The organism is Mesorhizobium sp. M0830, assembly GCF_040319965.1.
In the GTDB taxonomy this organism is placed as follows: domain Bacteria; phylum Pseudomonadota; class Alphaproteobacteria; order Rhizobiales; family Rhizobiaceae; genus Mesorhizobium.
The window spans coordinates 87,755-113,761 of sequence record NZ_JAMYOR010000013.1 but is presented as its reverse complement, the minus strand read 5'-3'; the positions used below and the strand labels follow the sequence as shown (position 1 = coordinate 113,761).

27 protein-coding genes are annotated in these 26,007 nt (G+C 61.2%); 11 read left to right on the top strand and 16 right to left on the bottom strand.

The window, feature by feature from the left end; translation table 11 throughout:
• Positions 1–98: 98 nt before the first annotated feature.
• Genes fabI through fabA form a run of 3 tightly spaced genes read right to left on the bottom strand, consistent with a single transcriptional unit; the run spans position 99 to position 2,732 of the window.
• Positions 99–911 carry an enoyl-ACP reductase FabI gene (gene fabI / locus NKI20_RS10875; protein ID WP_352601431.1) on the bottom strand — a complete coding sequence of 271 codons (813 nt, stop codon included), beginning with the start codon at positions 909–911 and terminating at the stop codon, positions 99–101.
• A 35-nt stretch (positions 912–946) separates the two neighbouring features.
• Complete coding sequence (fabB, locus tag NKI20_RS10870) at positions 947–2,167, bottom strand: beta-ketoacyl-ACP synthase I (RefSeq protein WP_352601429.1); 1,221 nt, start codon at positions 2,165–2,167, stop codon at positions 947–949.
• Positions 2,168–2,216: 49 nt separating this feature from the next.
• Positions 2,217–2,732: a 3-hydroxyacyl-[acyl-carrier-protein] dehydratase FabA gene (gene fabA / locus NKI20_RS10865; protein WP_023758106.1), complete on the bottom strand. Its 516-nt coding sequence runs from the start codon at positions 2,730–2,732 to the stop codon at positions 2,217–2,219.
• 242 nt (positions 2,733–2,974) lie between these two features.
• Here fabA and irrA point away from each other — a divergent pair, with 242 nt between their 5' ends.
• Together irrA and NKI20_RS10855 are read left to right on the top strand one after the other, a co-directional pair.
• Positions 2,975–3,421 (top strand): iron response transcriptional regulator IrrA, encoded by a 447-nt coding sequence (gene irrA, locus NKI20_RS10860; protein ID WP_352601427.1) that lies wholly within the window; start codon positions 2,975–2,977, stop codon positions 3,419–3,421.
• Positions 3,418–3,792 (top strand): DUF4260 domain-containing protein, encoded by a 375-nt coding sequence (locus NKI20_RS10855; protein ID WP_023758104.1) that lies wholly within the window; start codon positions 3,418–3,420, stop codon positions 3,790–3,792. Before irrA ends, NKI20_RS10855 begins: the two co-directional genes overlap by 4 nt.
• A 151-nt stretch (positions 3,793–3,943) precedes the next feature.
• Here NKI20_RS10855 and NKI20_RS10850 read toward each other — a convergent pair whose 3' ends face one another.
• The gene (locus NKI20_RS10850) at positions 3,944–4,504 is read right to left on the bottom strand and encodes an SH3 domain-containing protein (protein WP_023758103.1); all 561 of its coding nucleotides are present in this window, start codon (positions 4,502–4,504) and stop codon (positions 3,944–3,946) included.
• Between the two features lie 159 nt (positions 4,505–4,663).
• Here NKI20_RS10850 and NKI20_RS10845 point away from each other — a divergent pair, with 159 nt between their 5' ends.
• Positions 4,664–5,665, top strand: coding sequence for a 2-hydroxyacid dehydrogenase (locus tag NKI20_RS10845; RefSeq protein WP_023758102.1), 1,002 nt, complete (start codon positions 4,664–4,666; stop codon positions 5,663–5,665).
• A 31-nt stretch (positions 5,666–5,696) separates the two neighbouring features.
• On the opposite strand, the gene NKI20_RS10840 is transcribed toward NKI20_RS10845, so the two are convergent.
• The 9 genes from NKI20_RS10840 to NKI20_RS10800 form a co-directional block, all read right to left on the bottom strand.
• A complete protein-coding gene (locus NKI20_RS10840) occupies positions 5,697–6,185 on the bottom strand; it encodes a GNAT family N-acetyltransferase (RefSeq protein ID WP_352601423.1) in 489 nt (162 codons plus the stop codon).
• A 4-nt stretch (positions 6,186–6,189) separates the two neighbouring features.
• Complete coding sequence (locus NKI20_RS10835; RefSeq protein WP_352601421.1) at positions 6,190–6,945, bottom strand: molybdopterin-synthase adenylyltransferase MoeB; 756 nt, start codon at positions 6,943–6,945, stop codon at positions 6,190–6,192.
• A gap of 138 nt (positions 6,946–7,083) precedes the next feature.
• Positions 7,084–8,223 carry a DNA replication/repair protein RecF gene (gene recF, locus NKI20_RS10830; RefSeq protein ID WP_352830453.1) on the bottom strand — a complete coding sequence of 380 codons (1,140 nt, stop codon included), beginning with the start codon at positions 8,221–8,223 and terminating at the stop codon, positions 7,084–7,086.
• Between the two features lie 186 nt (positions 8,224–8,409).
• Complete coding sequence (gene dnaN, locus NKI20_RS10825) at positions 8,410–9,528, bottom strand: DNA polymerase III subunit beta (RefSeq protein WP_352601417.1); 1,119 nt, start codon at positions 9,526–9,528, stop codon at positions 8,410–8,412.
• 300 nt (positions 9,529–9,828) lie between these two features.
• Positions 9,829–11,301 carry a chromosomal replication initiator protein DnaA gene (gene dnaA, locus NKI20_RS10820; protein WP_352830450.1) on the bottom strand — a complete coding sequence of 491 codons (1,473 nt, stop codon included), beginning with the start codon at positions 11,299–11,301 and terminating at the stop codon, positions 9,829–9,831.
• A gap of 924 nt (positions 11,302–12,225) precedes the next feature.
• Positions 12,226–12,492, bottom strand: coding sequence for a 30S ribosomal protein S20 (rpsT, locus tag NKI20_RS10815; protein ID WP_013533694.1), 267 nt, complete (start codon positions 12,490–12,492; stop codon positions 12,226–12,228).
• Positions 12,493–12,674: 182 nt separating this feature from the next.
• On the bottom strand, positions 12,675–13,448 hold the full coding sequence (locus tag NKI20_RS10810) for an enoyl-CoA hydratase (RefSeq protein ID WP_023758096.1): 774 nt from the start codon (positions 13,446–13,448) through the stop codon (positions 12,675–12,677).
• A 31-nt stretch (positions 13,449–13,479) separates the two neighbouring features.
• A complete protein-coding gene (gene mutM, locus NKI20_RS10805; RefSeq protein ID WP_023758095.1) occupies positions 13,480–14,370 on the bottom strand; it encodes a bifunctional DNA-formamidopyrimidine glycosylase/DNA-(apurinic or apyrimidinic site) lyase in 891 nt (296 codons plus the stop codon).
• Positions 14,363–15,604: a phosphopentomutase gene (locus NKI20_RS10800; protein ID WP_352830447.1), complete on the bottom strand. Its 1,242-nt coding sequence runs from the start codon at positions 15,602–15,604 to the stop codon at positions 14,363–14,365. The genes mutM and NKI20_RS10800 overlap by 8 nt, the downstream gene beginning before the upstream one ends.
• 237 nt (positions 15,605–15,841) lie before the next feature.
• Here NKI20_RS10800 and NKI20_RS10795 point away from each other — a divergent pair, with 237 nt between their 5' ends.
• Entirely contained in the window at positions 15,842–16,729 is an 888-nt protein-coding gene (locus tag NKI20_RS10795) for a phosphate/phosphite/phosphonate ABC transporter substrate-binding protein (protein WP_352830445.1), read from the top strand.
• Between the two features lie 99 nt (positions 16,730–16,828).
• Here NKI20_RS10795 and NKI20_RS10790 read toward each other — a convergent pair whose 3' ends face one another.
• The 3 genes from NKI20_RS10790 to NKI20_RS10780 form a co-directional block, all read right to left on the bottom strand.
• Entirely contained in the window at positions 16,829–17,446 is a 618-nt protein-coding gene (locus tag NKI20_RS10790; protein WP_352727141.1) for a TadE/TadG family type IV pilus assembly protein, read from the bottom strand.
• A 46-nt stretch (positions 17,447–17,492) separates the two neighbouring features.
• A complete protein-coding gene (locus tag NKI20_RS10785; RefSeq protein WP_352727020.1) occupies positions 17,493–18,074 on the bottom strand; it encodes a TadE/TadG family type IV pilus assembly protein in 582 nt (193 codons plus the stop codon).
• A 138-nt stretch (positions 18,075–18,212) separates the two neighbouring features.
• Positions 18,213–18,635, bottom strand: a complete 423-nt coding sequence (locus NKI20_RS10780; RefSeq protein WP_352601402.1) for a pilus assembly protein N-terminal domain-containing protein — start codon at positions 18,633–18,635, stop codon at positions 18,213–18,215.
• 333 nt (positions 18,636–18,968) lie between these two features.
• On the opposite strand from NKI20_RS10780, the gene NKI20_RS10775 reads away from it, so the two are divergent.
• The 7 genes from NKI20_RS10775 to NKI20_RS10745 all read left to right on the top strand — a co-directional run bounded on the left by NKI20_RS10775 (position 18,969) and on the right by NKI20_RS10745 (position 25,996).
• Positions 18,969–19,151, top strand: coding sequence for a Flp family type IVb pilin (locus tag NKI20_RS10775; protein ID WP_352830442.1), 183 nt, complete (start codon positions 18,969–18,971; stop codon positions 19,149–19,151).
• A gap of 173 nt (positions 19,152–19,324) precedes the next feature.
• The gene (locus NKI20_RS10770; protein ID WP_352727018.1) at positions 19,325–19,843 is read left to right on the top strand and encodes an A24 family peptidase; all 519 of its coding nucleotides are present in this window, start codon (positions 19,325–19,327) and stop codon (positions 19,841–19,843) included.
• A 211-nt stretch (positions 19,844–20,054) separates the two neighbouring features.
• A complete protein-coding gene (gene cpaB, locus NKI20_RS10765) occupies positions 20,055–20,867 on the top strand; it encodes a Flp pilus assembly protein CpaB (protein ID WP_023758088.1) in 813 nt (270 codons plus the stop codon).
• A complete protein-coding gene (locus NKI20_RS10760) occupies positions 20,864–22,384 on the top strand; it encodes a type II and III secretion system protein family protein (protein WP_352830439.1) in 1,521 nt (506 codons plus the stop codon). Before cpaB ends, NKI20_RS10760 begins: the two co-directional genes overlap by 4 nt.
• A gap of 14 nt (positions 22,385–22,398) precedes the next feature.
• On the top strand, positions 22,399–23,136 hold the full coding sequence (locus NKI20_RS10755) for a CpaD family pilus assembly protein (RefSeq protein WP_352830437.1): 738 nt from the start codon (positions 22,399–22,401) through the stop codon (positions 23,134–23,136).
• 38 nt (positions 23,137–23,174) lie between these two features.
• On the top strand, positions 23,175–24,464 hold the full coding sequence (locus NKI20_RS10750; RefSeq protein ID WP_352830434.1) for a CpaE/TadZ family protein: 1,290 nt from the start codon (positions 23,175–23,177) through the stop codon (positions 24,462–24,464).
• 29 nt (positions 24,465–24,493) lie between these two features.
• Positions 24,494–25,996 carry a TadA family conjugal transfer-associated ATPase gene (locus tag NKI20_RS10745; RefSeq protein WP_352727012.1) on the top strand — a complete coding sequence of 501 codons (1,503 nt, stop codon included), beginning with the start codon at positions 24,494–24,496 and terminating at the stop codon, positions 25,994–25,996.
• The last annotated feature ends 11 nt before the right edge of the window (positions 25,997–26,007 follow it).

Below are 26,007 nucleotides of genomic sequence, written 5' to 3'. Positions count from 1 at the left end.
GCGCGTCGTGTTGAAACGGATTCCGCCGGCGCATCTTAAGCTTTTGTTTCATAAATGTCGTTGTCCCAAGACCGCTGCGCACGCTTCGGCGACGTGCATTAGTCTCGTCCGCCGTCGGTCTGCTTCAATTCGTCCAGCGTTGGCATGGAAACGATGTGATAGCCGGAATCGACATAGTGGATTTCGCCGGTGACGCCCGAAGACAGACCCGACAGCAGATAAAGCGCGGAGCCGCCGACCTCGTCGATGGTCACCGTGCGGCGCAGCGGCGAGTTGCGCTGCTGATAGGAGAACATGTGGCGGGCGTCGGAAATGCCGGCGCCGGCAAGCGTGCGCACGGGTCCAGCCGATATGCCATTGACCCTAATGCCGCGTGGACCGTAATCGTTGGCGAGATAGCGCACACTGGCCTCCAGCCCTGCCTTGGCCACGCCCATGACATTGTAGTTCGGCATGACGCGGACCGACCCCGCATAGGTCAGCGTGATCATCGATCCACCGTCCTGCATCAGGGCGGCGGCATGGCGGGCGATCTCGGTGAAGGAGTAGCAGGAGATCACCATGGTGCGGACGAAATTGTCCCGGCTGGTGTCGGCGTAGAGGCCTTTCAGCTCGTTCTTATCGGAAAAGCCAATGGCGTGGACGACGAAATCCAGCCCGCCCCATTCCTTACCCAGCGTCTCGAACGTCGCGGCGACCGAAGCGCTGTCCTCGACGTCGCATGGCACCACCAGCGAGGCACCGAGCTTGTCGGCCAGCGGCTTGACCCGGCGCCCGAAGGCATCGCCCTGATAGGTGAAGGCGAGTTCCGCCCCATGTTCGGACAATTTCCGGGCAATGCCCCAGGCGATCGAATGATCGTTGGCGACACCCATGACAAGCCCGCGCTTGCCCTTCATCAATCCGTCCATGGCCGCCAATCCTTATTACAAAAAAAACGCTGGCCTTATGCGGAATAGCGCTGGAAAACGAGCGTCGCGTTGGTGCCGCCGAAGCCGAACGAATTAGACAAGACGGTGTCGATCCTGGCGTCGTCGATGCGCTTTCGCACGATCGGCATGCCCTCGAATTCGGGGTCGAGGGTCTCGATATGGGCGCTTTCGCCGATGAAACCACCCTGCATCATCAGGATCGAGTATATGGATTCCTGCACACCCGCCCCGCCCAGAGAATGGCCGGTCAGCGATTTTGTCGAGGTGATGTAGGGCATCTTCTCGCCGAACACCTCGCGGATCGCGCCCATTTCCTTGGAGTCACCCACCGGCGTCGATGTGCCATGGGTGTTGATGTAGTCGACCGGCGTGGAAACCGTGGCCAGCGCCTGGCGCATGCAGCGAACCGCGCCCTCGCCTGAAGGGGCAACCATGTCGTAGCCGTCCGAGGTCGCGCCGTAGCCGACGATCTCGGCGTAGATCTTGGCGCCCCGCGCCTTGGCGTGCTCAAGCTCTTCCAACACCAGCACACCCGCGCCGCCGGCGATGACGAAGCCGTCGCGATTGGCGTCGTAGGCGCGCGAAGCGGTCGATGCCTTGTCGTTAAACTTCGACGACATGGCGCCCATGGCGTCGAACAGGTCCGACATCGTCCAGTCGAGATCCTCGTGGCCGCCGGCAAAGACTATGTCCTGTTTGCCCCATTGGATCAGTTCGTAGCCATTGCCGATGCAATGCGCCGAGGTCGAACAGGCCGAAGAGATCGAATAGTTGACGCCGTGGATCTTGAACCAGGTGGCAAGCGTTGCCGATGCGGTCGACGACATTGCCTTCGGCACCGCGAACGGACCGATACGCTTGGGACTGCCGTTCTTCAGCGTGGTCTCGGCCGCCTCGAAGATGGTGCGGGTGGATGGTCCGCCCGATCCCATGACGATGCCGGTACGCTCATTGGTGATGTCGCTCTCTTCCAGGCCCGCATCCGCGATTGCCTGATCCATGGAGACGTGGTTCCAGGCTGCACCTTGGCTTAGGAAGCGCATCGCTCGGCGGTCGATCATGGCGGAAGGATCGAGCGTCGGCGCACCCCAGACCTGGCACCGGAAGCCATGCTCGGCGAACGAATCGGAGAAACTGATGCCGGATCTGGCATCATGCAGCGAGGTTTGCACCTCGTTGGCATTGTTGCCGATCGACGACACGATGCCGAGGCCTGTGACAACGACACGTCTCATTCGCAACTCCTTCCAGGGATGCTGGCCAAGGGCCGGCTAGGAATTCTGGTCAGCCGACCGTCGGCTGTTTCGACAGACCGACCTTCAAATCCGTTGCCGCGTATATGGGCTCGCCATCCGCCTTTAGCCAGCCATCGGCGATGCCGAGCACCAGCCGGCCACGCATCACGCGCTTGAAGTCGATGCCGTACTCAACCTTCTTCACCGAGGGCGTGACCATGCCCTTGAATTTCACTTCACCGGTCGACAGCGCCATTCCTTTGCCGGGTTCGCCGAGCCAGCCAAGATAGAAGCCCGTCAATTGCCACATGGCATCGAGGCCGAGGCACCCCGGCATGATCGGATTGCCGATGAAATGGCAGGCAAAGAACCACAGGTCCGGCTTGATGTCGAATTCCGCGCGGATGAAACCCTTCTCGAAGGCGCCACCCGTCTCGCTGATCTCGGTGATACGATCGAACATCAGCATGGGAGGATAGGGAAGCTGGGCATTGCCCGGTCCGAACAACTCGCCGCGGGCGCAGGCCAGCAATTCGTCGTACTCGTAGCTGGATTTACCCGTCATCAACCTCATCCCCATACCGTTCGGGCTATCGGGTGCCCTGTCGTTGGCTTCCTAACACAATCTGTTTCAGGCCGGAAACCGGCGTTTGCGCTTAACCTGCCCGTCTGCCTGGGTCAATGCGCGCTATTGATCGCATTCGGACGACAGAATATATGTCCTGAAAAGGTCCGGTATCGGCAGAAGTTCATTATTTTGCCATTCTGGACGTGTCTTGGGGCGGAACTGTGAGGTTCGACGAGAAGATGGACCTGGACGGCCGGAAGGGAAATGTGGCTGTGGACAAGCGGGTCCGTGAAGCCGGGCTGAGGCCGACGCGTCAGCGCATTGCGCTGGCCGACCTGCTTTTCGCCAAGGGCGATCGTCATTTGTCGGCCGAGGAACTGCACGAGGAAGCGGTCGCCGCCGGCGTGCCGGTATCGCTGGCCACTGTCTACAACGCCCTTCATCAGTTCACCCAGTCGGGACTGTTGCGTATCCTCGCTGTCGAGGGCGCGAAGACCTATTTCGACACCAACACCTCCGACCATCACCATTTCTATATCGAAGGCGAAAACCGCATATTCGATATCGACAGCGGTCCGGTGACGGTCGCCAACCTGCCGGAGCCACCGGAAGGGATGGAGATCGCCAATGTTGACATCGTGGTGAGGCTGCGCCCCAAGCGCCGCGAAGGATCGGCAGGAGATTGAAATCGCTTGATCTGGCAATTCGGCTGGAATGGGCCATCGTTGCGGCAGCTGCCGTCGTTTTCTACGGCTCGACTGGCATGTCGTGGTGGCTCTTCGGGGTGCTTATCCTGGTGCCGGACTTATCGATGTTCGGCTATCTGGCGGGGCCGCGCGTCGGTGCCCTTGCCTATAACGCCCTGCATATCCCGATCGTACCAGTATTCTTGCTGCTGGCCGGGCACCTGTCCGGCAATGCGACCGTGATGGCGGTCGCATTGATCTGGATCGCCCACATCGCCATCGACCGTGCGCTGGGCTACGGCCTCAAGCTGTCGACCAGCTTTCAGGACACCCATCTCGGCCGCATCGGGCGCCAAACGACCACGGTCTGATACAGGCGACCAGGCTGCGTGACTACTGAACCGGTCGCATGGATTGCCGGGTTTGCCTGCCAGCAGGATCACGCTCCTGACACGGCTGCGTTGCCGTCACCGTGATTTGCCGGGCCTACATATCTGATCCCGCGTCCTCGCGATGAGGTGGTCAGTTCTTGACCCGCTCGCCGGGGTAAGCGCCCCACACAATCGACTGGGCAAGCCAGCCGGTGTGGCCATCGAACGTCATTTCGCACCACTGGCCGTCGCAGGATTTGATCGTGCCCATGACGCCAGGCTCTACCATCGCGACCACCCGAGCGTCCTTGTCGGGGCTGTTGAGAAGGTTGATCTGAGCGCCCTTGCCGCGCTGCCACGGTGCGACTATTGCCGTGCGCCGGCCGGAAAGCAGCGACTGATTGATCCAGCCTTCCGAACCATCGGCATCGCGCACGCGGCGCCATGTGTCGAATTCCTGGATGATCTCCATCGGCAGGCCGGCCTTCATATACATCCAGTCGACCGAATAGTTGGCGCCGGGGCCGACGCGCGAGTTGACGCGGCCGGATTTCAGGCTGACGAATCGCGGCAGCGGCAAACCGCTCGGCCCGACCGTGACGACGCTCTGGGCAGGTGCTGCTGCACTCTGCGCCGCGGCAAGCGGAGAATAAAGCAAAGCGCCGAGAAGTGCTCCGCTGAGGGTCAGGCGAAACGACGCGAAACCAGACACTTTCATTCCTTTCGGCGCTTGCCTGGCGGCATCGGCGCCCCTTTTTCTTTGTCTTCGGCGGCACCGCTTGTTACATGGGGTAATCGGCACCGCGACCGGCTTTCAGTTTCGCCGGTCTTGGTTAAAGAGGTCTCAACGAGATCGGGGTACGAGGAAACAATGGCAGGCAAAAAGAAGCCTCTCGTCGTCATCACGCGAAAGCTGCCCGACCCGGTCGAGACCCGCATGCGCGAACTGTTCGACGCCCGGCTGAATGTCGAGGACAGGCCGATGACGCAGCCGGAACTGGTTGCGGCGGTCAAGGAGGCCGACGTGCTGGTACCGACGGTGACCGACCAGATCGACGCGGCACTGATCGCCCAGGCCGGCGACAACCTCAAGCTGATCGCCAATTTCGGCAATGGCGTCGACAAGATCGATGTCGAGGCCGCGGCCAAGAGGGGCATCACCGTCACCAACACGCCCAATGTGCTGACCGAGGACACCGCCGACATGACTATGGCGCTGATGCTGGCGTTGCCGCGGCGGCTGGCGGAAGGCGCCAACGTGCTCACCGGCGACAAGAAATGGGCCGGCTGGTCGCCGACCTGGATGCTTGGCCGACGCATTTGGGGCAAACGGCTGGGCATCGTCGGCATGGGGCGCATTGGCACGGCGGTTGCCAGGCGGGCCAAGGCGTTCGGCCTCTCGATCCACTACCATAACCGCCATCGCGTGCTGCCTGACGTCGAAGACGGGCTGGAGGCGACCTATTGGGAAAGCCTCGACCAGATGCTGGCCCGCATGGATATCATTTCGGTCAATTGCCCTTCGACGCCGGCGACCTTCCATCTGCTTTCGGCGCGGCGGCTGGCTCTGATGCAGCCCACGGCCTATATCGTCAACACCGCGCGCGGCGACATCATCGACGAGGAAGCGTTGGTCAGGCTCATCCAGGACGGTAAGATTGCCGGAGCCGGCCTCGATGTCTATGAGCACGAACCGGCTTTGAACAGCAAGCTGCTGAAGCTCGCCGCCAAGCACAAGGTCGTGTTGTTGCCGCACATGGGCTCGGCGACGCTCGAAGGCCGCATCGATATGGGCGAAAAGGTCATCATCAACATACGCGCTTTCGTCGATGGCCACCGCCCGCCGGACCGCGTGCTGCCGCTCAGAACCTGACGCAATCGAAACGCAGAATGAAAGACCAGGCTTACACAAGCACCTTGCGCATGGTGATCGAGGTCGGCTTGAAGTAGCCCTCATGCGCCGTCCGCTCGGTTTCGTGAAAGCCGAGTCGGGCAAAGGCTGCATGGTTTGCGGTCAGTTCGATCCGCGTCTGAAGCTCGAGTGCCGCCTTGCCGCGGCTTAGGGCAAGATCTTCGACCGCCTGCATCAACCGCCGCCCAATACCTTGTCCCTGGCAGTCCGGCGCGACAGCGAGTTTGCCGACATAGAGTTCCGCCACCTTTTCAAGGGCAAAGATACAGCCGACGCTCCTGCCGTCCTTGAGTGCCACGAAGCCGGTCTCCCGCCGCGCCTTGTCCCGTAGAGTATCGGTGGTCAGCAGGCGGGCAGAGGAGGGTGGGTCGATCACGCCGTCCATCGAGGCGAAGGCGCACATGATCAGTGCGAGCACATCGTCCCAACGGTCGAAATCGGCCGAAATCTGTGTGATGGAGACAGCTTCAGTCTGTTCCACGGGATCAGTTTCTCTTGTAGCGGATCGTGTCGAAACGCGCCGCCAGCCCATCATAGAGCAGCAGCCTGCCGACCAGCGGCTCGCCGACGCCAGTGATCAGCTTGATCGCCTCCATTGCCTGCAGTGTGCCGACGACACCGGTCAGCGCACCAAGCACGCCGGCTTCGGCACAGGACGGCACCAGCCCAGGCGGTGGCGCTTCGGGAAACAGGTCGCGGTAGCCTGGATTGGGCTTGCCGTCCTTGCCGTCCTCGAATGGCTTCAACACCGTCACCGAGCCATCGAAGCGCCCGACGGCGGCATGAACCAACGGTTTCCCAGCGCTCGCGCAGGCATCGGCCACCGCGTAGCGGGTTTCGAAATTGTCGGAACCGTCGACGACGATGTCATAGCCGGCGACGAGGGCAGGGGCATTGTCCGCAGTCAGCCGGAATGTGTGCGTTTCGACGCTGGTGTTGGGATTGATGCGGGCGATTGCCGCCTTGGCACTGTCGGTTTTCAGCATGCCGACACTGTCCGTGCCGTGAATGACCTGGCGCTGCAGGTTGGAGAGCGAAATGGTGTCGTCATCGACCACGCCGAGCGTGCCGACGCCGGCTGCGGCAAGATATTCAAGCACCGGCGCGCCCAGCCCGCCGGCGCCGATGACCAGCACTCGCGCCTGTTTCAGCCTCTGCTGGCCAACGCCGCCGATCTCGGGCAGCACGATGTGGCGGGCATAGCGTTCGATCTCGTCGGCGGTCAGGGCGGCAGGGGTCATCGCCGGATCATATAGCGGCTGCAAAATCCTGTCAGGGGCTAATGCATGTCGCCCAAAAGTGTAGAGCGGTTTTGGGACAACGACATGCATAATCTCATGCATGTCGCCCAAAAGTGTGGAGCGGTTTTTGGGACAGAGTTAGATCGTTGGCCCAACTGTGCCGTGGTCGACAGTCAGGAATTGCGCACGCCCCTTGAGACTGGAAAAAAGCGCAGCATCGGTTCCGGTCATGAACACCTGGCAGTTCAATTCTTCAAGGATGGAAAATAGCGCCGCGCGCCGCCCGCCATCGAGATGCGCGGCGATCTCGTCGAGCAGCATGATAGGTGTCATGCCCGACATTTCGCCAGTCAACCGAGCATGTGACAGCACGATGCCGACCAGCAGCGCCTTTTGCTCGCCTGTCGAACAGAGCTCGGCCGGCATCGCCTTGGGACGGTGCCGCACCACCAGATCGGAACGGTGTGGCCCTTCGAGCGTGCGCCCGGCGGCACAGTCGCGGTCGCGGCCGTCTGCAAGCGTCCGGCGGAAGCTCTCCTCGACATCGACTGCCGGTGTGCTGGAAACCGCGGCCTCCAGGTCTCCTGAAAGGCCGATATCGGCCTGCGGAAACGGCCCCGTGTCAGGCAACCTGTCGATCATCGCGGCGAGCAGCCTCACCATCTCGGCCCGCGCCGCGGCGATCGCCACCCCGGTTTCTGCCATCTGCGTCTCGATCGCGTCGAACCAGCGGTCGTCTCGAGACCCATCTGTAAGCAGACGGTTACGACTGCGCATCGCTTTCTCGTAGTCGATCGCACGTTGCCCGTGGCCGGGGTCGATCGCCAGCACCAGCCGGTCGAGAAAGCGCCGGCGATCCGCGGCCGGCCCGGTGAACAACGCGTCCATCGCCGGCGTCAGCCACACCACGCGCAGCCATTCCAGCATGTCCTCGGCCGAACGCGCCGAAGCTCCGTTGATGCGCACCCGCCTGCCGCCTTCGCCGGGGTTGTCGCCACCGGAAATGCCTGTTCCGATCTCGACCTGGCCGTCAGGCCCGTCGAGCCGTGCATGCAGGGCAAAGCCGCCGTCGCCGCCCTCGCGAGCGACGTCAGCGTAAGGGGCGCGGCGCAAGCCACGCCCAGGTGTCAGAAGGGAGATCGCTTCGAGGAGATTGGTCTTGCCGGCACCGTTGTCGCCGGAAAAAACCACGGCGCCCGGCGCCAGATCGATCGTCAGCGTCGCGTAATTGCGAAAGTTAGTAAGTGTAAGCTTACTTATGTGGGTCTGTGCCGGCAACCGCTATCCGCCTGTAGAGCGTTCATCGTTTCACGGAAACGCCGAACCGCTCTATCTCTTTGTTTCGACGCAATTCCGGACGGAAAGCCGTTTCACACCTTTCCTGGAACTGCTCTGGAAATCGCCGCAACCATCATTCTCGTAGCCGGTCCCGGCTGCAGAGCCGGGCTGATGACTCGGCTCAGGCTACACTCGCATCGGCATCAGCACATAGAGTGCAGTTTCGTCGGCCATGTCGTGGATCAGCGTCGGCGAACCGGCGTCGGCCAGCATGAACTTGGCCTCCGTGCCGGTCAGTTGCGCGGCAACGTCGAGCAGATACTTGGCATTGAAGCCGATTTCGATCGGATCGGACGAATAGTCGGCGGCCAGTTCCTCGGTGGCGCTGCCTGAATCCGGATTGTTGACCGCAAGCGTCACCTGACCCTCGCTGATCGAAAGCTTCACCGCGCGGCCGCGTTCGGAAGAGATGGTCGACACGCGATCGACCGCGGCGGCAAAACTCTGCCGGTCGATGATCAGCTTCTTGTCGTTGCCGGTCGGAATGACCCGCTGATAATCGGGGAAGGTGCCGTCGATCAGCTTCGAGGTCAAAATTACGCTGCCGATGGTGAAGCGGATTTTGGTGTCCGACAGTTCCGTGGTCACCGCGACGTCCGGATCGTCCACCAGCTTCTGCAGCTCGCTCACCGTCTTGCGTGGAATGATGATGCCCGGCATGCCCTCGGATCCCGCCGGCGCGTCGATCTCGGCGCGCGCCAGGCGGTGGCCGTCGGTCGCCACGGAGCGAAGCTTCAGCTTGCCGCCGACCTCATGCGTGTGCAGGTAGATGCCGTTCAGGTAATAGCGTGTCTCTTCGGTGGAGATGGCGAACTGGGTCTTCTCGATCAGGCCTTTCAAGCCAACCGACTCGAGACGGAAGATATGCGAGAACGATCCGGCCGAAAGCTCCGGGAAGTCGGATTGTGGCAGGCACTGAAGGCGGAAGCTCGATCGGCCTGACGTCACCGTCATGGCGTTGCCGTCCTCGTCCGTCTTCAGCATCACCTCGGCGCCATCGGCGAGCTTGCGCACGATGTCGTAGAGCAGATGTGCCGGAACCGTCGTCGCCCCGCCGCGCTCCACTTTGGCGGGCGTCGCTTCCGTCACTTCGAGGTCGAGGTCGGTCGCCTTCATTTCGAGGCTGGCGCCTTCGGCGGTGAGCAGCACGTTGGACAGGATCGGTATGGTGTTGCGCCGCTCGACCACACGGTGGACGTGGTTGAGCGACTTCAGGAGATTTGACCGTTCCAGGATAACACGCATGACGAAACAAGCTCGCTTGAATGAATGACGGGGTCACCAGTAAGCGGCACCCCGCGAAAGGTCTGAACAGGCTCAGAATCTGCGTAGACTGACAGGAAAAAATCAGCGAACGCAAGCCCGCGCGACCGGTTCGGGCCGGCTACGCGGGCTTTCTGGGGATAAAGCGTGCCAAGTCCGTGCGCCGGTGTCGCAAAACCGAAATCCGGGTCGATTCCATGCGCCGCTACGAGCCCGTTCCGGGCCCCGGCCGCACTGGCAAGCCATTGAATTCCGGCGTTGTTCCTGGTCGCTCCGGTCCGGTCAGGCCTGATCGTTGATCAACCGCCTCAACAACTCGAGTTCCTGCGCCAGCGTGTTGTCGTTGCCAGAAAGGTCCTCGATCTTGCGCACGGCATGCAGCACCGTCGTGTGATCGCGGCCGCCGAAACGCCGTCCGATCTCGGGCAGCGAGCGCGGCGTCATCACCTTCGACAGGTACATGGCGACCTGCCGCGGCTTGACGATGGTGCGCGTGCGCCGGTTGGACAGCAATTCGGTCTTCGACACATTATAGTGGCGCGCGACGATGCGCTGGATGTCCTCGATGCGGACCCGCTTCGGTTCACCGGTGCGATAGATGTGGCCAAGGATTTCGTCGATGCGGTCGATGGTGATCTGCGGCTCGAAGGATTGACGGAACAGCAGCTGGTTGAAGGCGCCTTCCAGTTCACGTCCGCTGCCGGTCACGGTACGGGCAACGTGATTGAGAATCTCTTCCGAAATGTTCAGCGACGCGTCATCCACCCTGGCGGTGGCAAGACGCAATTTGAGCATGCCAAGGCGCATGGAGAAATCGGGCGCCGACATTTCAAGCGCGACGCCGCCATTGAGGCGCGAGCGGACCCGCGGTTCAAGCGATTCCAGTTCCGACGGCGGCCGGTCGGCGGCAACGACGACCTGCTTGGCGCTGTCGAGCAACATGTTGATCAGATGGCAGAACTCATGCTGGATCGACTTGCCCTGCAGGAATTGCATGTCATCGATGATGAGCAGGTCGATGTCGCGCAACTGCTCTTTGAGCGTCAGAGCGTTGTTGTCACGGATTGCGGTGGCAAAGCGCCACATGAAATACTCGGCCGTGAGATAGACGACGCGCGACTTGGGATTCTGCTTCAGCGATTCTGCCGCGATAGCCTGCAGCAGATGTGTCTTGCCGAGACCCACGGTTGCGTGAAGGAAAAGTGGGTTGAAGCGCACCGCGCTCGATTGCGATTCCGCCACTGCCTTGGCGGCGGCGAAGGCCACCCGGTTCGACGGTCCCTCGATGAAGGAGCCGAATGTATAGCGAGGATCAAGCGGTGATCCCAGCACATTGTGCCGGAATTCGCTCTCGACCGGCGTGCCCGGACGCGGGACCGGTGCACGCTCTGTCCGGCCGGGGCTGACGGTGCCGGCGGCGAGCGCAGTCTGCGTCTGGCGGGTCATCTTGCGTGCCGGCACCACCTCCGCCTCAGCCTGGCTACGGCCCTGGCGGGTCGCCGTGCGCACGACGATGTCGATCTTGAGGAGACCCGGATCCTCCTGCTTCCACAGCTCTGAGATGAGGTCGAGGTAATGTCCGTTGATCCATGAGCGCAGGAATGCCGTGGGCACCGAGATGCGGACAATGCCCTTGGAAGCTTCCGCGACCTTCATGCGGCCAAACCAGCTAGAATAAACTTCGGTTCCCAGACGCGCCTTCAACTGGGCTTTCACCCGGTCGAATTTCTGTTCCGCGTCATTGGGGACCGCCATGTCGCTTGCTCCGATCAAAGTTCCAGGAAATGGGAGGTCGCCCGCAAGCTCCCTTTCGATGCCGCTCTGCATGATCTTTTCCTTGTCCTTCCGTACCTGTTTTCCACCGGGGATGCGCCTCCTGCATCCGGTTCCGGCGACTGCGTCTTCGCTACGATGTCCGCTGCCGCCGCCGGCAGATGAACGTCGCCCACTATCAGCGGGAACCGGTGCCGGCCCATGGAAGCCAGTCCGCGTTGGGTATGTCAGGGCAACACAACACCGTCCGGCGAAAAGAGCGCCGGCCGCCGTCTACCTGCCATGTCTAGTTACGCCAGTCCCCTACCGTATCGAAAAAAGACAAGCCAAATCGGTCCGCGGACTTGATCCGCGTTGCAAATCCCGCCAATTTAAGCTGGCCGATTCAGGCTGGGTTTAAGGCCCAGAGCCCGTCCCTTTCGATGGATCGACATTACCGAAATCGCTGTGGATAGGGCAAGGCCACGTCTAACGGATTTTTAAGGAATCTGGTTACTGGAGGCGAGTTCGAGCGGCGTACCGCAACGGCACATTTTAACAAAGCCATTGTGATTCAAACCCTTTTCCGGCGAATATGAAAAACCGCGCGCTGAGAGAAATATTCTGAAATAATTCACTTGACAGCCACTTGTCCCCCATCGCTCCGGCTCGATGTGGACAAGCTGTGGATCACCGCCGGTAAATGTCTGAAAATTAAAGACTATTTCTGGTAGCCAAGAATCTTTAAGTCGGCCCATTTCAAGCATGCTGACCAAGTGCAGGCATGCATACGCCGGCAAAGTATTCCCAATGGACAAATCCGCATAGAACGTCGTTTTCGGACATTCTTTTTAAGTGCTTGCCGGCAAACGAAAAAACCCGGCGCAAACGGCCGGGTTCGAAGAACATCAGTCTAGGCAAGTAATGTTAGGCTGACAGGACTTTGACCCGTTGAGCCAGTCGCGACACCTTGCGGGACGCCGTGTTCTTGTGGATCACGCCCTTGGTTGCGGCGCGCATCAATTCCGGCTCCGCGATCTTGAACGCAGCCTGCGCGGCGGCCTTGTCACCGGAGGCAAGCGCCTCTTCGACCTGGCGGATATAGGTACGCACGCGCGAGCGGCGGTTTTTGTTGATCGCTGCGCGGCGTACGATCTTGCGCGTTGCCTTTTTGGCCGAGGATGTATTGGCCATGATGCCTCTCTTCTGATCTGGTAGGCGCATGCGGGATGCCGCAGGGCGCAAAAAACAAACGGGCAGCCACGGGGCCGCCTCGGTTGGTGCGGCTTATAGTTCAGCTTTTCCGGCGCGTCAACGCTGCCCGGCCTTCTTTTTGGCGGCCAACAGCCAACTTCTTCCCAGCCAAAGGATTGGCATCAGCGGTTGGTGAAATTCGGCTTCCGCTTCTCGGCGAAAGCCGCCATGCCTTCCTTCTGATCGTCCAGTGCGAACAGCGAGTGAAACAGTCGGCGCTCGAACCGCAAGCCCTCGGCAAGCGTCGTCTCGAAGGAGCGGTTGACAGCCTCCTTTGCCATCATCACCGATGGCAGCGAGAAACTGGCGATCTTGGCGGCCGCCTTCAGCGCCTCATCGACAAGATCGGCGGCGGGCACGACCCGCGACACGAGGCCCGAACGCTCCGCCTCGGCGGCATCCATCATCCGTCCCGTCAGGCACATGTCCATCGCCTTTGCCTTGCCGACGAAGCGGGTCAGCCGCTGCGATCCACCCATGCCTGGGATGACGCCGAGCGTGATTTCGGGCTGGCCGAACTTTGCCGTGTCGGCGGCAATGATGAAATCGCACATCATCGCCAACTCGCAGCCGCCACCGAGTGCATAGCCCGCTACCGCCGCGATAACAGGCTTTCGCGCCCGCGTAAGTTCCTCCCAGCCGACGAAGAAGTCTTGGGCGTAGGCGTCCGCATAAGAGATAGACTGCATCTCCTTGATGTCGGCGCCGGCGGCGAAAGCCTTTTCGGAACCGGTGATGACCATGGCGCCGATACCGGCATCGGCACTGAAGCCGTTCACGGCTGCGACCACTTCGGTCAGGATCTGCGAATTCAACGCATTGAGCGCCTGCGGCCGGTTCAGCCTGATCAGTCCGACCTTGCCATGCGTTTCGGTGATGATCGCTTCATAGGTCATGGCTGCTTCTCCTTGCTCGCGCTCGTCTAACTCACCGCTGACATGTCCGGCAATAGAACGTCGATCGGCCGCTCTGCACGATCCGTTCGATGTGGCCGCTGCAACCGGGCTTCGAACAGGCCTCTCCTTCGCGATCATAGACCGCGAAGGAATGCTGGAAATAGCCCAGTGACCCATCGGTCTGCATATAGTCACGCAGTGAGGACCCACCCGCAGCGATCGCATCTGATATCACCGAGCGAATTGCCTGGGCGAGTTGTTCGCTTTGAGCATGGCCTTTCTTTCCCGGTTTGGCGATCGTGCCCGCCTCGCGCAGCGGCGATAAGCCGGCGCGCCACAGCGCCTCGGAGACATAGATGTTGCCGAGCCCGGCGATCAGTCGCTGGTCGAGAAGCGCTGCCTTCAGTGGTGATCGCCGCCCTTTCATCAACGAGGCAAGCAGTACGCCGTCCAATGTGTTGCCCGTTGGCTCGACGCCGAGCCCGGCCAGCATCGGGTGAACGTCCGGCGATCCTTCCGCAAACAACATGAAACCGAAGCGGCGTGGGTCGTTGAAGATCACGCGGGATCGGACGCCCGCCGGAGATACGACATGGAAGACGACGTGGTCGTGATTGGAACTCTTCGAGCGGTCATGCTGGAAGATGCCAGGCATGTCGCTGCCGTCCGTCGTCTCGATGCGGAATGAGCCCGACATGCCGAGATGGCAGATCAGCACCGGACCGCCTTCCAGGTCCATCGTCAGATATTTGGCCCGGCGGCCGAGGGCCGTGATCGTCTTGCCGGTCAGCCGCTGCGAGAACTTCTCGGGAAATGGAAAGCGCAAATCCGGTCGGCGCGCCTCGACACGGGCAATGGTGGCGCCTTCCAAGACCGGCTGCAGTCCACGCCGGACGGTTTCGACCTCCGGCAATTCAGGCATGGCCGCCAATCGCCGTATAGAAGGAAGTGCCGTAACGGCCGTGCGCCAGCCCAAGATGCTCGGCCACCGTTTCACCGATGTCGGCGAATGTCGTTCTCAGCCCGATGTCGCCGCCCTTGAAACCCGGTCCGGTGCCGATCACCGGAATGCGCTCGCGCGTATGATCGGTACCGCGCCAGGTCGGATCGTTGCCGTGATCGGCCGTCAGGATGAGAAGATCGCCCTGCCGCAGCCTTGCAAATGCTTCCGGCAGTCGCCGGTCGAAGGCTTCGAGCGCGGCAGCATAGCCTGCAACGTCGCGGCGATGGCCGAATTCGGTGTCGAAGTCGACGAAATTGGCGAAGACGAGGTCACCGTTGCCGGCATCATCCATCGCGCCCAGCGCCTCGTTGAACATCGCCATGTTGCCCGCCGCCTTGCGCTCTTGCGAAATCCCACGATGGGCGAAGATGTCGCCGATCTTGCCGATGGCGATGACACGGCTACCACGCGCCGTCAGCCGGTCGAGCAGCGTCGGCTCCGGCGGTGGCACGGCGTAGTCATGGCGGTTGTACGTTCGCTCGAAAGTGGCGGCGGTTTCGCCGATGAAAGGCCGCGCGATAACCCGTCCGATCCGCAGTGGGTCGACCAGCCTGCGCACCACCTTGCAGAATTCATAAAGCCGCTCGAGGCCGAAATGGACTTCATGCGCGGCGATCTGCAGCACCGAGTCGACAGACGTATAGCAGATCGGCATGCCGGTACGGATGTGCTCCTCGCCAAGCCGCTCGATGATCTGGGTGCCCGGCGCATGACAATTGCCGAGAATGCCCGGCACCTTGCCTTCGCGGATCATCGCCTCGGTCAGTTCGGCCGGAAAGGCGGGAACCGTATCCGGGAAATAGCCCCAGTCGAAGCGCACCGGCAGGCCGGCGATTTCCCAATGGCCCGACGGTGTGTCCTTGCCGCTTGAAACCTCCTGCGCGGCGCCGTGGAAGGCAGTGGCGAGCAGATCTGTCCCGCTACTGGCAAAGCCTAGTCCCGTCGCGGTTTCGGCAGCCTTGCCAAGCCCGAGCGATGCCATGTGGGGGACAAACAGCGGTCCGCTGCGAAGCCCTTCGCGATCCGCGCGGCCTTCGGCGCAGGCCTCGGTGATGTGCGCGAATGTGTTGGCGCCGGCATCACCGTAGCGATCGGCGTCGGTGGCGCCACCGATGCCGAAGGAGTCCAGAACGAAGAGGAAAGCGCGCGCCATCGAGTTGTTGCCAGTTTGAACGACCAGACATAGGGTTCCGCGACTTCATTGGCAATTCGGAAACCAAACGGCAACGGCTTGGCGCGATAGTCCAGTGGTCGCCAAAGGCGCGCAGCGGTTTTGGGCAACGACAGGCACAAACAAGGAGTGCATGTCGCAACGGTGCGTCGGATGGGCATGGGTCGAGGAAAACAGACGGCGGTTCGGAGTGTTGCACTGAAGGCGACTGCTGCTCTCATGCTGGTGCAGGCCACGCTCTGGTCCAATCCGGCACATGCCGACTGGCGCGACGATATCGGCACGTTTCGCATCGGCATCGTTGCCGAGCCAGGCGCCGGCAATACCGTTCCGGGGCTGGCTGTGTTGACTGACGCCTACACCAAGGCTCTGGGCATGAAGGTCGAGTTTGTAGTTGCCCGCGACTATGCCGCGCTGATCGAGGCGCAGGCCAATGCCCGAATCGAATACGCGATCTATTCGGCGACCGCCTATGCGACGGCCTCGCAGCGCTGCTTATGTATCGAGCCCCTTGTGGCTGCGGTCGATTCCGACGGCGCGACCGGTATCCGCTCCGTTCTGCTGACCCGAGACGGCAAGCTGCCCAATCTGGCGGCGATGGAGAGCCATCGCATCGCCATTGCGCCTTCTGACAGTGTCGGCGGTTCTCTCTTGCCACTGGTGGCGTTGGCCGAAGAAGGCCGCAAGGTCGCGGAAGATGCACCGTTTCTGGTCCGCGCCGACTCGGCTGCGGCGGCCGAAACGATGCTGATCGATGGCAGGGCCGATGGTCTGTTCGGCTGGGTGACGGCCGCGGCCGACGGCCAGCCGGAAGCATCGGGCACGCAGGCAAGGCTCGAAGCGGCAGGCCTTTCAGCGGCGGAACTTCGGGTCGTATGGACGTCTGGCCTGCTGAGATATGGTCCCCACGCGGTGCGCAGCGATCTCGACCCTGAAGCCAAGCGACGGCTCACCGTGTTCCTCACCAACCTCAGGTCGACGACTCCGGACATTTACCACCTCCTGGAACAGAAACATTCCGGTGGCTTCGCTGCCGTTGCCCCAAAGGACTACGAGATGGCCGCTTCTATTGTGCGCTTCGTCTCGGGCAGAAGTCAGCAGCAGTAGCGCAATTCCAAAACGGAAAATCTGCGTAACGGCTTCTCACCTGCAATCGCGGTGGATTAAGAGCCGGAGCGGTTCTGCAAACTGCCTGGCCGTCATGGTTCAACAGTCGCTGCAAGTAACCGCCACGCTTCTGCGGGGACGCAGATAATAGGTTTCGCCCATCGTTATGTTGCTGAAAGCCGAGGTCAGTCCGAGCTTCTGCTGGTCGCTCGCCGTCCAGGCGATGACCGGGATGTAGCCAAGATTGCTTTCGGCACGGATGAGGAAGGTGTTGGCGACCATGAGCGGTGCTGGAACCGTGGTCTCCGTGGTCGCGGCGGCGCCGGGGCCGGCGACGCCTGCGACCAACTTGCGCGACCATACCACCAATGCCCTCGTCCCGTCGGCCGAGACCTGTATTGCCGTTATGGTGATGCTCGGGTTCGAGCGGTTGTAGGGTTGAAGGGTTACGGAGCCGATCTTCATGATGCCGTCGATGTCGGCTTTGAGGACGCTTGTCTGCTGGGTGACGAGATCAGCCACCATGCTGCCGATACGACTGACCTTCTTACTGGTCTCGATGGCCTGTGACGCCTCCATTGTCAGGAAATACATGATCAGCAGAATGGGCATGATCAAGGCGAATTCGACTGCCGCGATGCCGCGGCGATCGGACCAGAATCGACTTGCTTTCCGCCAAATTCCCGTAATCCCAAGATGTGCCCCCGCACGCATCATGCCCATTGCCTTTTTTCTTCTTGCTGCTCGTGCATCCGCCTCGAACTCAGTTGTCGAACGGCTCGTTCTGCCAGGTTACCGATGCGAAATGCAGCGTCTTGTTGCCGCCCATCGACTGCGCCAACAGGTCGGTCATAATAGGCCATTTGTAAAAGACCCGAAGCATGTTCCGCGACCCCGCCGCCCCCCACGTGACAGCAAAGGGCGGCTCGGCGGTGCCGTTCGTCAGGATGATTTGGCCGCCCTGGATCTTGAAGCCGGCCGCGGCCGCGTCGGCGAACGTCGTATATTGGCGAAGATCCACTTGCAGCTGATTGGGACAATCCTGCGAGACCATGATCTCCAGTTTTGTGCAGATCGTGGTCGTCAAACTGTCTTTGGAGACGTCGGCCGCCTTCAACTGGCCAGTGCGCAATTGGCGCGCGACATCATCGGTGATGTTGGCCATCACTTCCTGGCTGGCGAACGAGATGCAGCTTTCCAGAATGGCAAAGACAAGCAGCGCGAACGGGACCGAAAGGATTGCGAATTCGATTGCCGTGGCGCCGCGCCGGTCGCGCAGAAAACGGCCGAAAAAACTTGGGCGTCTCGCCTTGTGTTCGCCTGCGGAGCCGAATTCCATGCTCATGTCTGATCCTGCCGGTCTCTATGCGGTCTCGGAGGGAGCATTAGCGCAAACCGATTGAGTTCCGGTTTGGATGATCGTTAAAGTCGGCGTTGGCTTCTTAACCAGGCGATAACCTGAACGGCATTCAGCTGCACCATCCTAGTGGCTGACACTCATTTCAGCTTCGGAGGACTTCTCCGCATCGCTCTTGTAGGAGCTTTCGCAATAGGGCGTGCAGGACATTGTCTGGATTTCGGCGCGCCTATAGATACGCACGGACGAGGCAGCCTGCCGCATGACGGTAACCTGCTCGTCGACGATTGGGCTGCCATCCGCATCGAGCACGACCAGATTGGTGACGCCGAAGCCTTTGCCGGTCAGCACGATCGTCGAGGCATCCTGCACGGAAGCGTCGGCGATTGCCGGGTTGCCGACCACTATTGTGTCGGCGGGGCGCGACAGTTTGACGATCTTGGCCTGGTTCATCGTGACCTCGATGCCGGCGCCGGCCATGGCTGGCGCGACGAAGGTAGTGGCGGCAAGAAGCGCGGCAATCACGATTGACGATCTCGGCTGGGCCATTGAGGCGCTCCACGCAAGCAGACTGATCAACGGAACATGAACGAGATTGGTGAACCAACGGTTAAGCATGCGGTGCTGCCAACGGTGTCATGGCCAGCAAGGGTGCCCGCGAGGCACGTCCGGGTCGGGCCGCAAGCCCGCCAAAACCGGGATTGGAAGGTTCGGCGGCACTTTAGCCCGAAGTTAACCACGCAATATGTTCGAACCGGGAAAGGAATCGGTAAGGCTGTTTATTAAGCCGATCGAAAGAGCTTCTCCCTAGATTGGCAGCATCCGATCGACCATCACAGAAGTTGACGGAAGTGCTGTAACACGTGGAGTAGGAGCTCTCGAATGTCTAATCTCATCGCACGTTTTGTGAAGGACGAATCCGGCGCGACCGCTATCGAATATGGTCTGATCGCCGCTCTCATCGCGCTCGCCATCATCACTGGCGCCGGCACGCTCGGCAACGCGCTCAACGCTAAGTTCACCGCCATCGGAACCACCCTGAACTCCGCGCCGAGCGGCAGCTGATCGGCCTTGTCGCCGAGCGCACTTGGATTGTGTTTTGGAAAAGGGCCGCCGCTTGGCGGCCCTTTTTCCATGCCGCTGCCAACATCACTCGTTTTTTCGGCCGGCCCTCATCAATCGTTAATCGAACATATCTAGGTTAAGCCCCGTGAAAGCCGACAATAGGCATAGCGCCGATGCTTGAAGCCCTGATCTTCGTGGTTTTTCCGTTCTGCATGCTGTTTGCCGCGATCTCTGACATGCTGTCGATGACGATCGCCAATCGCGTGCCGGTGCTGCTCGTCGTTGTCTTTGCGCTGGTTGCGCCTCTGACGGGTATGGAATGGGCTGCCTATGGCGGACATTTCGCCGCCGGCGCGCTGGTCCTTGCAGTGACGTTTGGCTTGTTTGCGATGGGCGGGATGGGCGGCGGCGACGCCAAGCTTCTGGCAGCCACCGCGATGTGGATGGGTCTCAACGTCAATCTCGTCGAGTATCTCGTGGCCTCGACGATCATCGGCGGCCTGCTGACGCTCGCGATCATCATCTACCGGAAGTCGTTGCTTGCGACCGTTACCGGCCAGAATCCGTTTCTGCGCCATTTCGCCGACGAGGCAAAGGGCGTTCCCTACGGCGTCGCGCTAGGCCTTGGCGGGTTGCTGACCTATCCAGATTCGCCCTTGATGGTATGGGCGCTCACCAGGCTGGCGGCCTGAGCACGATCTTTTTTATTATCTGCCTGCATTGCCGCAACCGGCTCGAAACAGCGCCGGCCCGGCCATTTTGGCCGGTCAGGGCGCGTTCCGGCTAATTTATGTAAACCTTAAATTAATCACGATCGTAAGCATTACATTAACCTTGTTTTGACGATTGCCGCTGCAAAGTCCGGCTTGGCTACGTGGTTTGCCAGGGCAAGGGTTCGGACAGATGCCAGCATCGCGATTGATAATTCTGAGCGTGGCGGTGGCCGCGGCGGGTGGCGCGGGCTATGTCGCGAAAAACATGGTGGCACCGCCGCCCCAGGTCGTCGTCGAATCCGGCCCTCAGGCCCCTGCGGTGGCTCTGCAGGATGTGCTTGTGCTTTCGGGCGACGTTCCGATGGGCAGCCCGATCGAGAGCAACATCGCCTGGCAATCCTGGCCCGCCGACGGCGTCAATGCGAATTTCATCACCCGCGCCGCTGAGCCCGAGGCGTTGGAGAAGCTGAAGAGTTCCGTTGCCCGTGTGGCGATGTATGCCGGAGAGCCTCTGCGGCGTTCCAAGCTGATCGGCGAGGGGCAGAGCTTCATGTCGTCGATCCTGCCTTCCGGCATGCGGGCGGTCGCCACGGCTATCTCGGCCGACACGTCGGCCGGCGGCTTCATTCTTCCGAACGATTTCGTCGATGTCATCATGACCCGCAGGGCCGATGCCAGCGCCGCTGGCGCCGGTTTCAACACCGAGACCATCCTCAAGAACATCCGCGTCCTGGCCATCGACCAGACCATTCAGGAGGATGAGGAAGGCAAGAAAACCAGGGTGGGCCAGACGGCCACGCTGGAACTGACGCCCAAGCAGGCAGAGATCATCACCGTTGCCCAACAAATGGCCGATCGCTTGACCCTGGCGCTGCGGGCAGTCGCGGACACGCAGGAAAAGAATCTGGGTGAGGCCGACTATCTCGTTTCCGGCAATGGCCGCAGGGGAACGGTGAGGCTGATCAAGTCGGGCGAAGTTTCCGAGGTAGGGGCAAGGAAATGAGGCTAAGTGGTAAACTGCCGGCAATTGTAGCCGCGGCATTCGGCCTGCTGCTCGTCGGAACGAATGTGCAAGGCAGCATTGTCGAGGCAAAGAACGCTCAGGTCACGGCATCGACGGCCACCCAGCGCGTCAAGCTCGGTCTCAACAAGTCGGTGGTCATCGATTTGCCGAGCGATGCCTATGACATTCTCGTCGCCAACCCGGCGGTGGCCGATGCGGTGACCCGCACCGCAAGGCGCATCTACTTGTTCGGCAAGGCGGTTGGCGAGACGAACATCTTTGTCTTCGGCCCGAATGGCGAGCAGATCGTCAGTCTGGATCTGGCCGTCGAACGCGACGTTGCCGGCCTTGAGGATTATATCAGGCGCTTCCTCCCAACGTCGGCCATCAAGGTGGAACTGCTCAATGACAACGTCGTCCTGACCGGAACGGTCGATACGCCGCTGGACGCAAAACGCGCGGTCGACCTGGCGACGATCTTCGTTTCGGGCGGTGAAGCGACGACGGGCCAATATTCGCAGACGGCGGCCGGCGGTTCGGCCCAGAGCGGTGTTGACATCAACAATCCGGACCAGGAGCGCCGCACCAGCAAGATCGTGAACCTACTCCAGATCATCGGCGACGATCAGGTCACGCTGAAGGTGACGGTGGCCGAAGTCAGCCGTTCGGTGATGAAGCAGCTCGGCGTCAACATGGTCGGCAGCGGTGGCAGCAACGGCATCAGCTACGGCGCGATCAGCGATAATTTCATGGGTCTCGGCAAGCAGCTGTCGAACTCGGGCTTTCAGATCGGCGCGTCGGGGCTGCAGGCTTATGTCAACGCCATGGAGCAGTCCGGGGTCATGAAGACCTTGGCGGAGCCGACCCTGACCGCGGTTTCCGGCGAGAAGGCGACCTTCAAGGTCGGTGGTGAATACAACATGGTGTCAAACGTCGACCAGAAGGTATCCACCGACAACCAGACTGGGTTGAAGACCTACACTGTCGAAAAGATCGAGTACGGCATCGGCCTGGAATTCCAGCCGGTGGTGTTGTCTCCCGGCCGCATAAGCCTGAAAGTCCGAACCTCCGTTTCCGAACCAACAACCGAGGGATCCGTATCGTTGTCCGAAGGCGTGGCGAGCGCCGGCATGAACGCCCTTTCGCTTCGCAAGCGTCTCGCCGACACCACGGTGGAACTGCCATCTGGTGGCTCCATGATGATCGCCGGCCTGGTTCGCGACGATGTCAGGCAAGCCGTCAACGGCTTGCCCGGGCTGACAAAAATCCCGGTGCTCGGCGCGCTCTTCCGCAGCAGGGATTTCGTGCGCAACGAGACCGAGCTCGTCATCATCATCACGCCCTATCTGGTGAAACCGGTCGCCCGCAACGACCTTGCCAAGCCAGACGACAATTTCAACGCCGCCAGCGACGGCGCCGCCATGTTCCTCGGCCGCGTCAATCGCGTCTACGGCACCATGCAGACCGACAAGCCCAACGGCCGCTACCACGGCGTCGTCGGCTTCATCTACAAGTAAGCGGGGAAGCGGACATGTCTCAGTCAGCATTGAAGGCAAGCACCATCGCCACAAGGATGCGCTTTGGCAGTTCGCAGGTCAGCCGGCGAGCCGTTCCGGTCGTGGCGGTTGCAATGGCGGCGCTGCTTGCCGGCTGCGCCCATCGCGACAGCATCACGGTCGGCGCCATCCCGGATGACTATCGCACCAACCATCCAATCGTGATCGCGGAGAAGAACCAGAAGATCGACCTGCCTGTCGGGGCCGGTGACCGCGGCATGACCGGCTCGCAGCGCGATACGCTTCTTGGCTTTCTCGACGGCTATGACAAGAGCGCCGCCCCGACGCTGACGATCCAGGTTCCGAGCGGCTCGGCCAACGAGGTTGCCGCGACGGCGGCCGGCCGTGATTTCGCCAGGCTCGCAGTCGCCAGCGGCATCAAGCGCAACCGCATCGTCGTGGTCGCCTATCAGGCCGGGTCGAGCGAGACATCCGCCCCGGTTCGCGTCTCCTATATCTCGGTGAGAGCCCAGACCGACAAATGCGGACGCTGGCCCGACGATCTCGTCAATACGTCGGAAAACAAGCATTATGCCGATTTCGGCTGCTCCTATCAGAACAATCTTGCCGCCCAGATGGCCAATCCGGCCGATCTGCTCGGCCCGCGCAAGCCCTCCACAATCGATGCTGAAAATCGCGGCGCGGTGATCGATGTCTATCGTGCAAGAGGCATTTCGGACGAGTTCCTCGGCAATTCGGAAGTGACGTACTGAGCCGCCAGTCTCGGATTGAACAGGCCACGGAAAAGAGCATGACGATGAGCAATCTTGCCTACGATGCCCCGGTGGATGGCAGCGATACCTCGCAGCAGGACATTGCCGCGATGCAGGCATTGCGGCCGATCCCGCGCATCTCGATCCAGGCATTCTGCGAGACCGAGGGCGTTGCCAATCCGGTCGAGCGCGCCGGCGAGGACCGCCGCATGACGAAGGCGCATCTCAAGGTCCATATGGGCGGCGTCCCCACCGCAATAGAATTCTACCAATCGGCGCCGACGCCCAACCTGATCCTGCTGGAATCGCGCAGCGAACCGAAGCAATTGCTGGAGCAACTCGCCCAGCTTTCGGAATATTGCGATCCGACCTCGAAGGTGGTGGTGATCGGTCATTACAATGATGTCGGCCTCTACCGCGAACTCATCCGCAACGGCATTTCCGAATATGTGATCGCGCCGGTGTCGATGGCCGACATCGTCAGCGTGATATCGTCGATCTTCATCGATCCGGAAGCCGAGCCGCTCGGCCGCTCGATCGCCTTTGTTGGCGCCAAGGGTGGTGTCGGCTCCTCGACGATTGCCCATAATGTCGCCTGGGCGATGTCGACCCTGTTCAAATCCGAAGTGGTCGTTGCCGATCTCGATCTGGCTTTCGGCACGGCCAACATCAACTTCGACCAGGATCCGGCGCAAGGCATCGCCGAGGCGGTGTTTTCGCCGGAGCGTATCGATGAAGTCTATCTTGACCGGCTGCTGACTCAATGCGCCGAGCATTTGTCGCTGCTGGCAGCGCCTTCGACACTCGATCGGGTCTATGATTTCGATCCCGAGGCCTTCACGCAGCTCGTTGACACCGCTCAGCGCAGCGTGCCGCTTTTGGTTCTCGATGTTCCCCATGTCTGGACGGGCTGGACCAAGAACACCCTGATCAAGGCCGATGAGATCGTCATCACGGCGACGCCGGAACTGGCCAATCTGCGCAACACCAAGAACCTCGTCGACATGCTGAAGCGGCTTCGTCCCAACGATCCGCCGCCGAAGCTGATCATCAACCAGGCCGGCGTCCCGAAGCGCCCGGAGATTTCGCCGTCCGATTTCGCCGAGCCGCTCGGCCTGTCGGCAATGTCGGTCATTGGTTTTGATCCGTTGCTCTTCGGCAATGCCGCCAACAACGGACGCATGCTCGGCGAAATGGATGCCAAGAACCCGGTTGTCGCAATGATCAACGAAATGGCGCATGTGCTGACCGGGCGCAGCGAAATCAAGGCCAAGAAGAAGGCCGGGCTTGGCAATTTGCTCGGCAAGCTTTCGCGCAACAAGAAGTGACGCTTCAGCAGTGGAATCGGTAGTCGATCATGTTTGGTAAAAGAGGCAGCGACGACGGCAACCGGTTCACGCCGGAATTTCGCCCGCCAGCACCAGCGCCTGTTGCGCCGCCGGCTGCAAGTTCCACGGACACGGCGGTTCTGGCCAGGCCTGCGGCTGCGCCAAGCGCACCTGTCGCGCCGCCAGCGCGCCGTGCGGTCGAGGCGCCGCCATTAGCGCCTGAGCCGAAGCGGGCACAGCGCGAAAAGAGCGAGACTTATTACGACACCAAGAGCCAGGTCTTCTCCGCGCTTATCGACACCATCGACCTGTCGCAACTTTCCAAGCTTGATCCTGAAAGCGCGCGCGAGGAAATCCGCGATATCGTCAACGACATCATCGCGATCAAGAATTTCGCGATGACGATCGCCGAGCAGGAGGAACTGCTCGAGGACATCTGCAACGATGTGCTCGGCTATGGGCCGCTCGAGCCGCTGCTCGCCCGCGACGACATCGCCGATATCATGGTCAATGGCTCCAGGAACGTGTACATCGAAGTCAACGGCAAGGTCGAACAGACCGGCGTTCGCTTCCGTGACAACCAGCAGCTGCTCAACATCTGCCAGCGGATCGTCAGCCAGGTTGGCCGTCGTGTCGACGAGTCCAGCCCGATCTGCGACGCCCGCCTTCCCGACGGCTCACGCGTCAACGTCATCGCGCCGCCGCTCTCCATCGACGGTGCCACGCTCACCATCCGCAAATTCAAGAAAGACAAGCTGACGCTCGATCAGCTGGTCAAGTTCGGCGCGATCTCGCCGCAGGGCGCCGAAGTTCTCAAGATCATCAGTCGGGTTCGCTGCAACATCGTCATCTCGGGCGGTACCGGCTCGGGCAAGACGACGCTGCTAAACTGCCTGACCAACTATATCGACCGCGAGGAGCGCGTCATCACCTGCGAGGACTCGGCCGAGCTGCAATTGCAGCAGCCGCACGTCGTGCGCCTTGAAACCCGCCCGCCCAATCTGGAGGGCGAGGGTGAAGTGACGATGCGCGACCTGGTCAAGAACTGCCTGCGCATGCGGCCCGAGCGCATCATCGTCGGCGAAGTGCGCGGACCCGAAGTGTTCGACCTTCTGCAGGCGATGAATACCGGCCATGACGGCTCGATGGGAACGATCCACTCGAACAGCCCACGCGAATGCCTGAACCGTATCGAATCCATGATCGCCATGGGCGGCTATTCGCTGCCGCAGAAGACAGTGCGCGAAATCGTCGTCGGCTCCATCGACGTGATCATCCAGGCGGCACGCCTGCGCGACGGATCGCGCCGCATCACCCACATCACCGAGGTGATCGGGATGGAGGGCGACGTCATCATTACTCAGGATATCGTCCTCTACAACATCAAGGGCGAGGACGCCAATGGCAGGCTGCTGGGAGAACATGTATCGACCGGCATCGGTCGTCCGCACTTCTGGGACCGTGCCCGCTACTATGGCGAGGAGCAGCGCCTCGCCATTGCGCTCGAGGCGATGGAGAAACGCGCTGACTGACGCATCTTGGG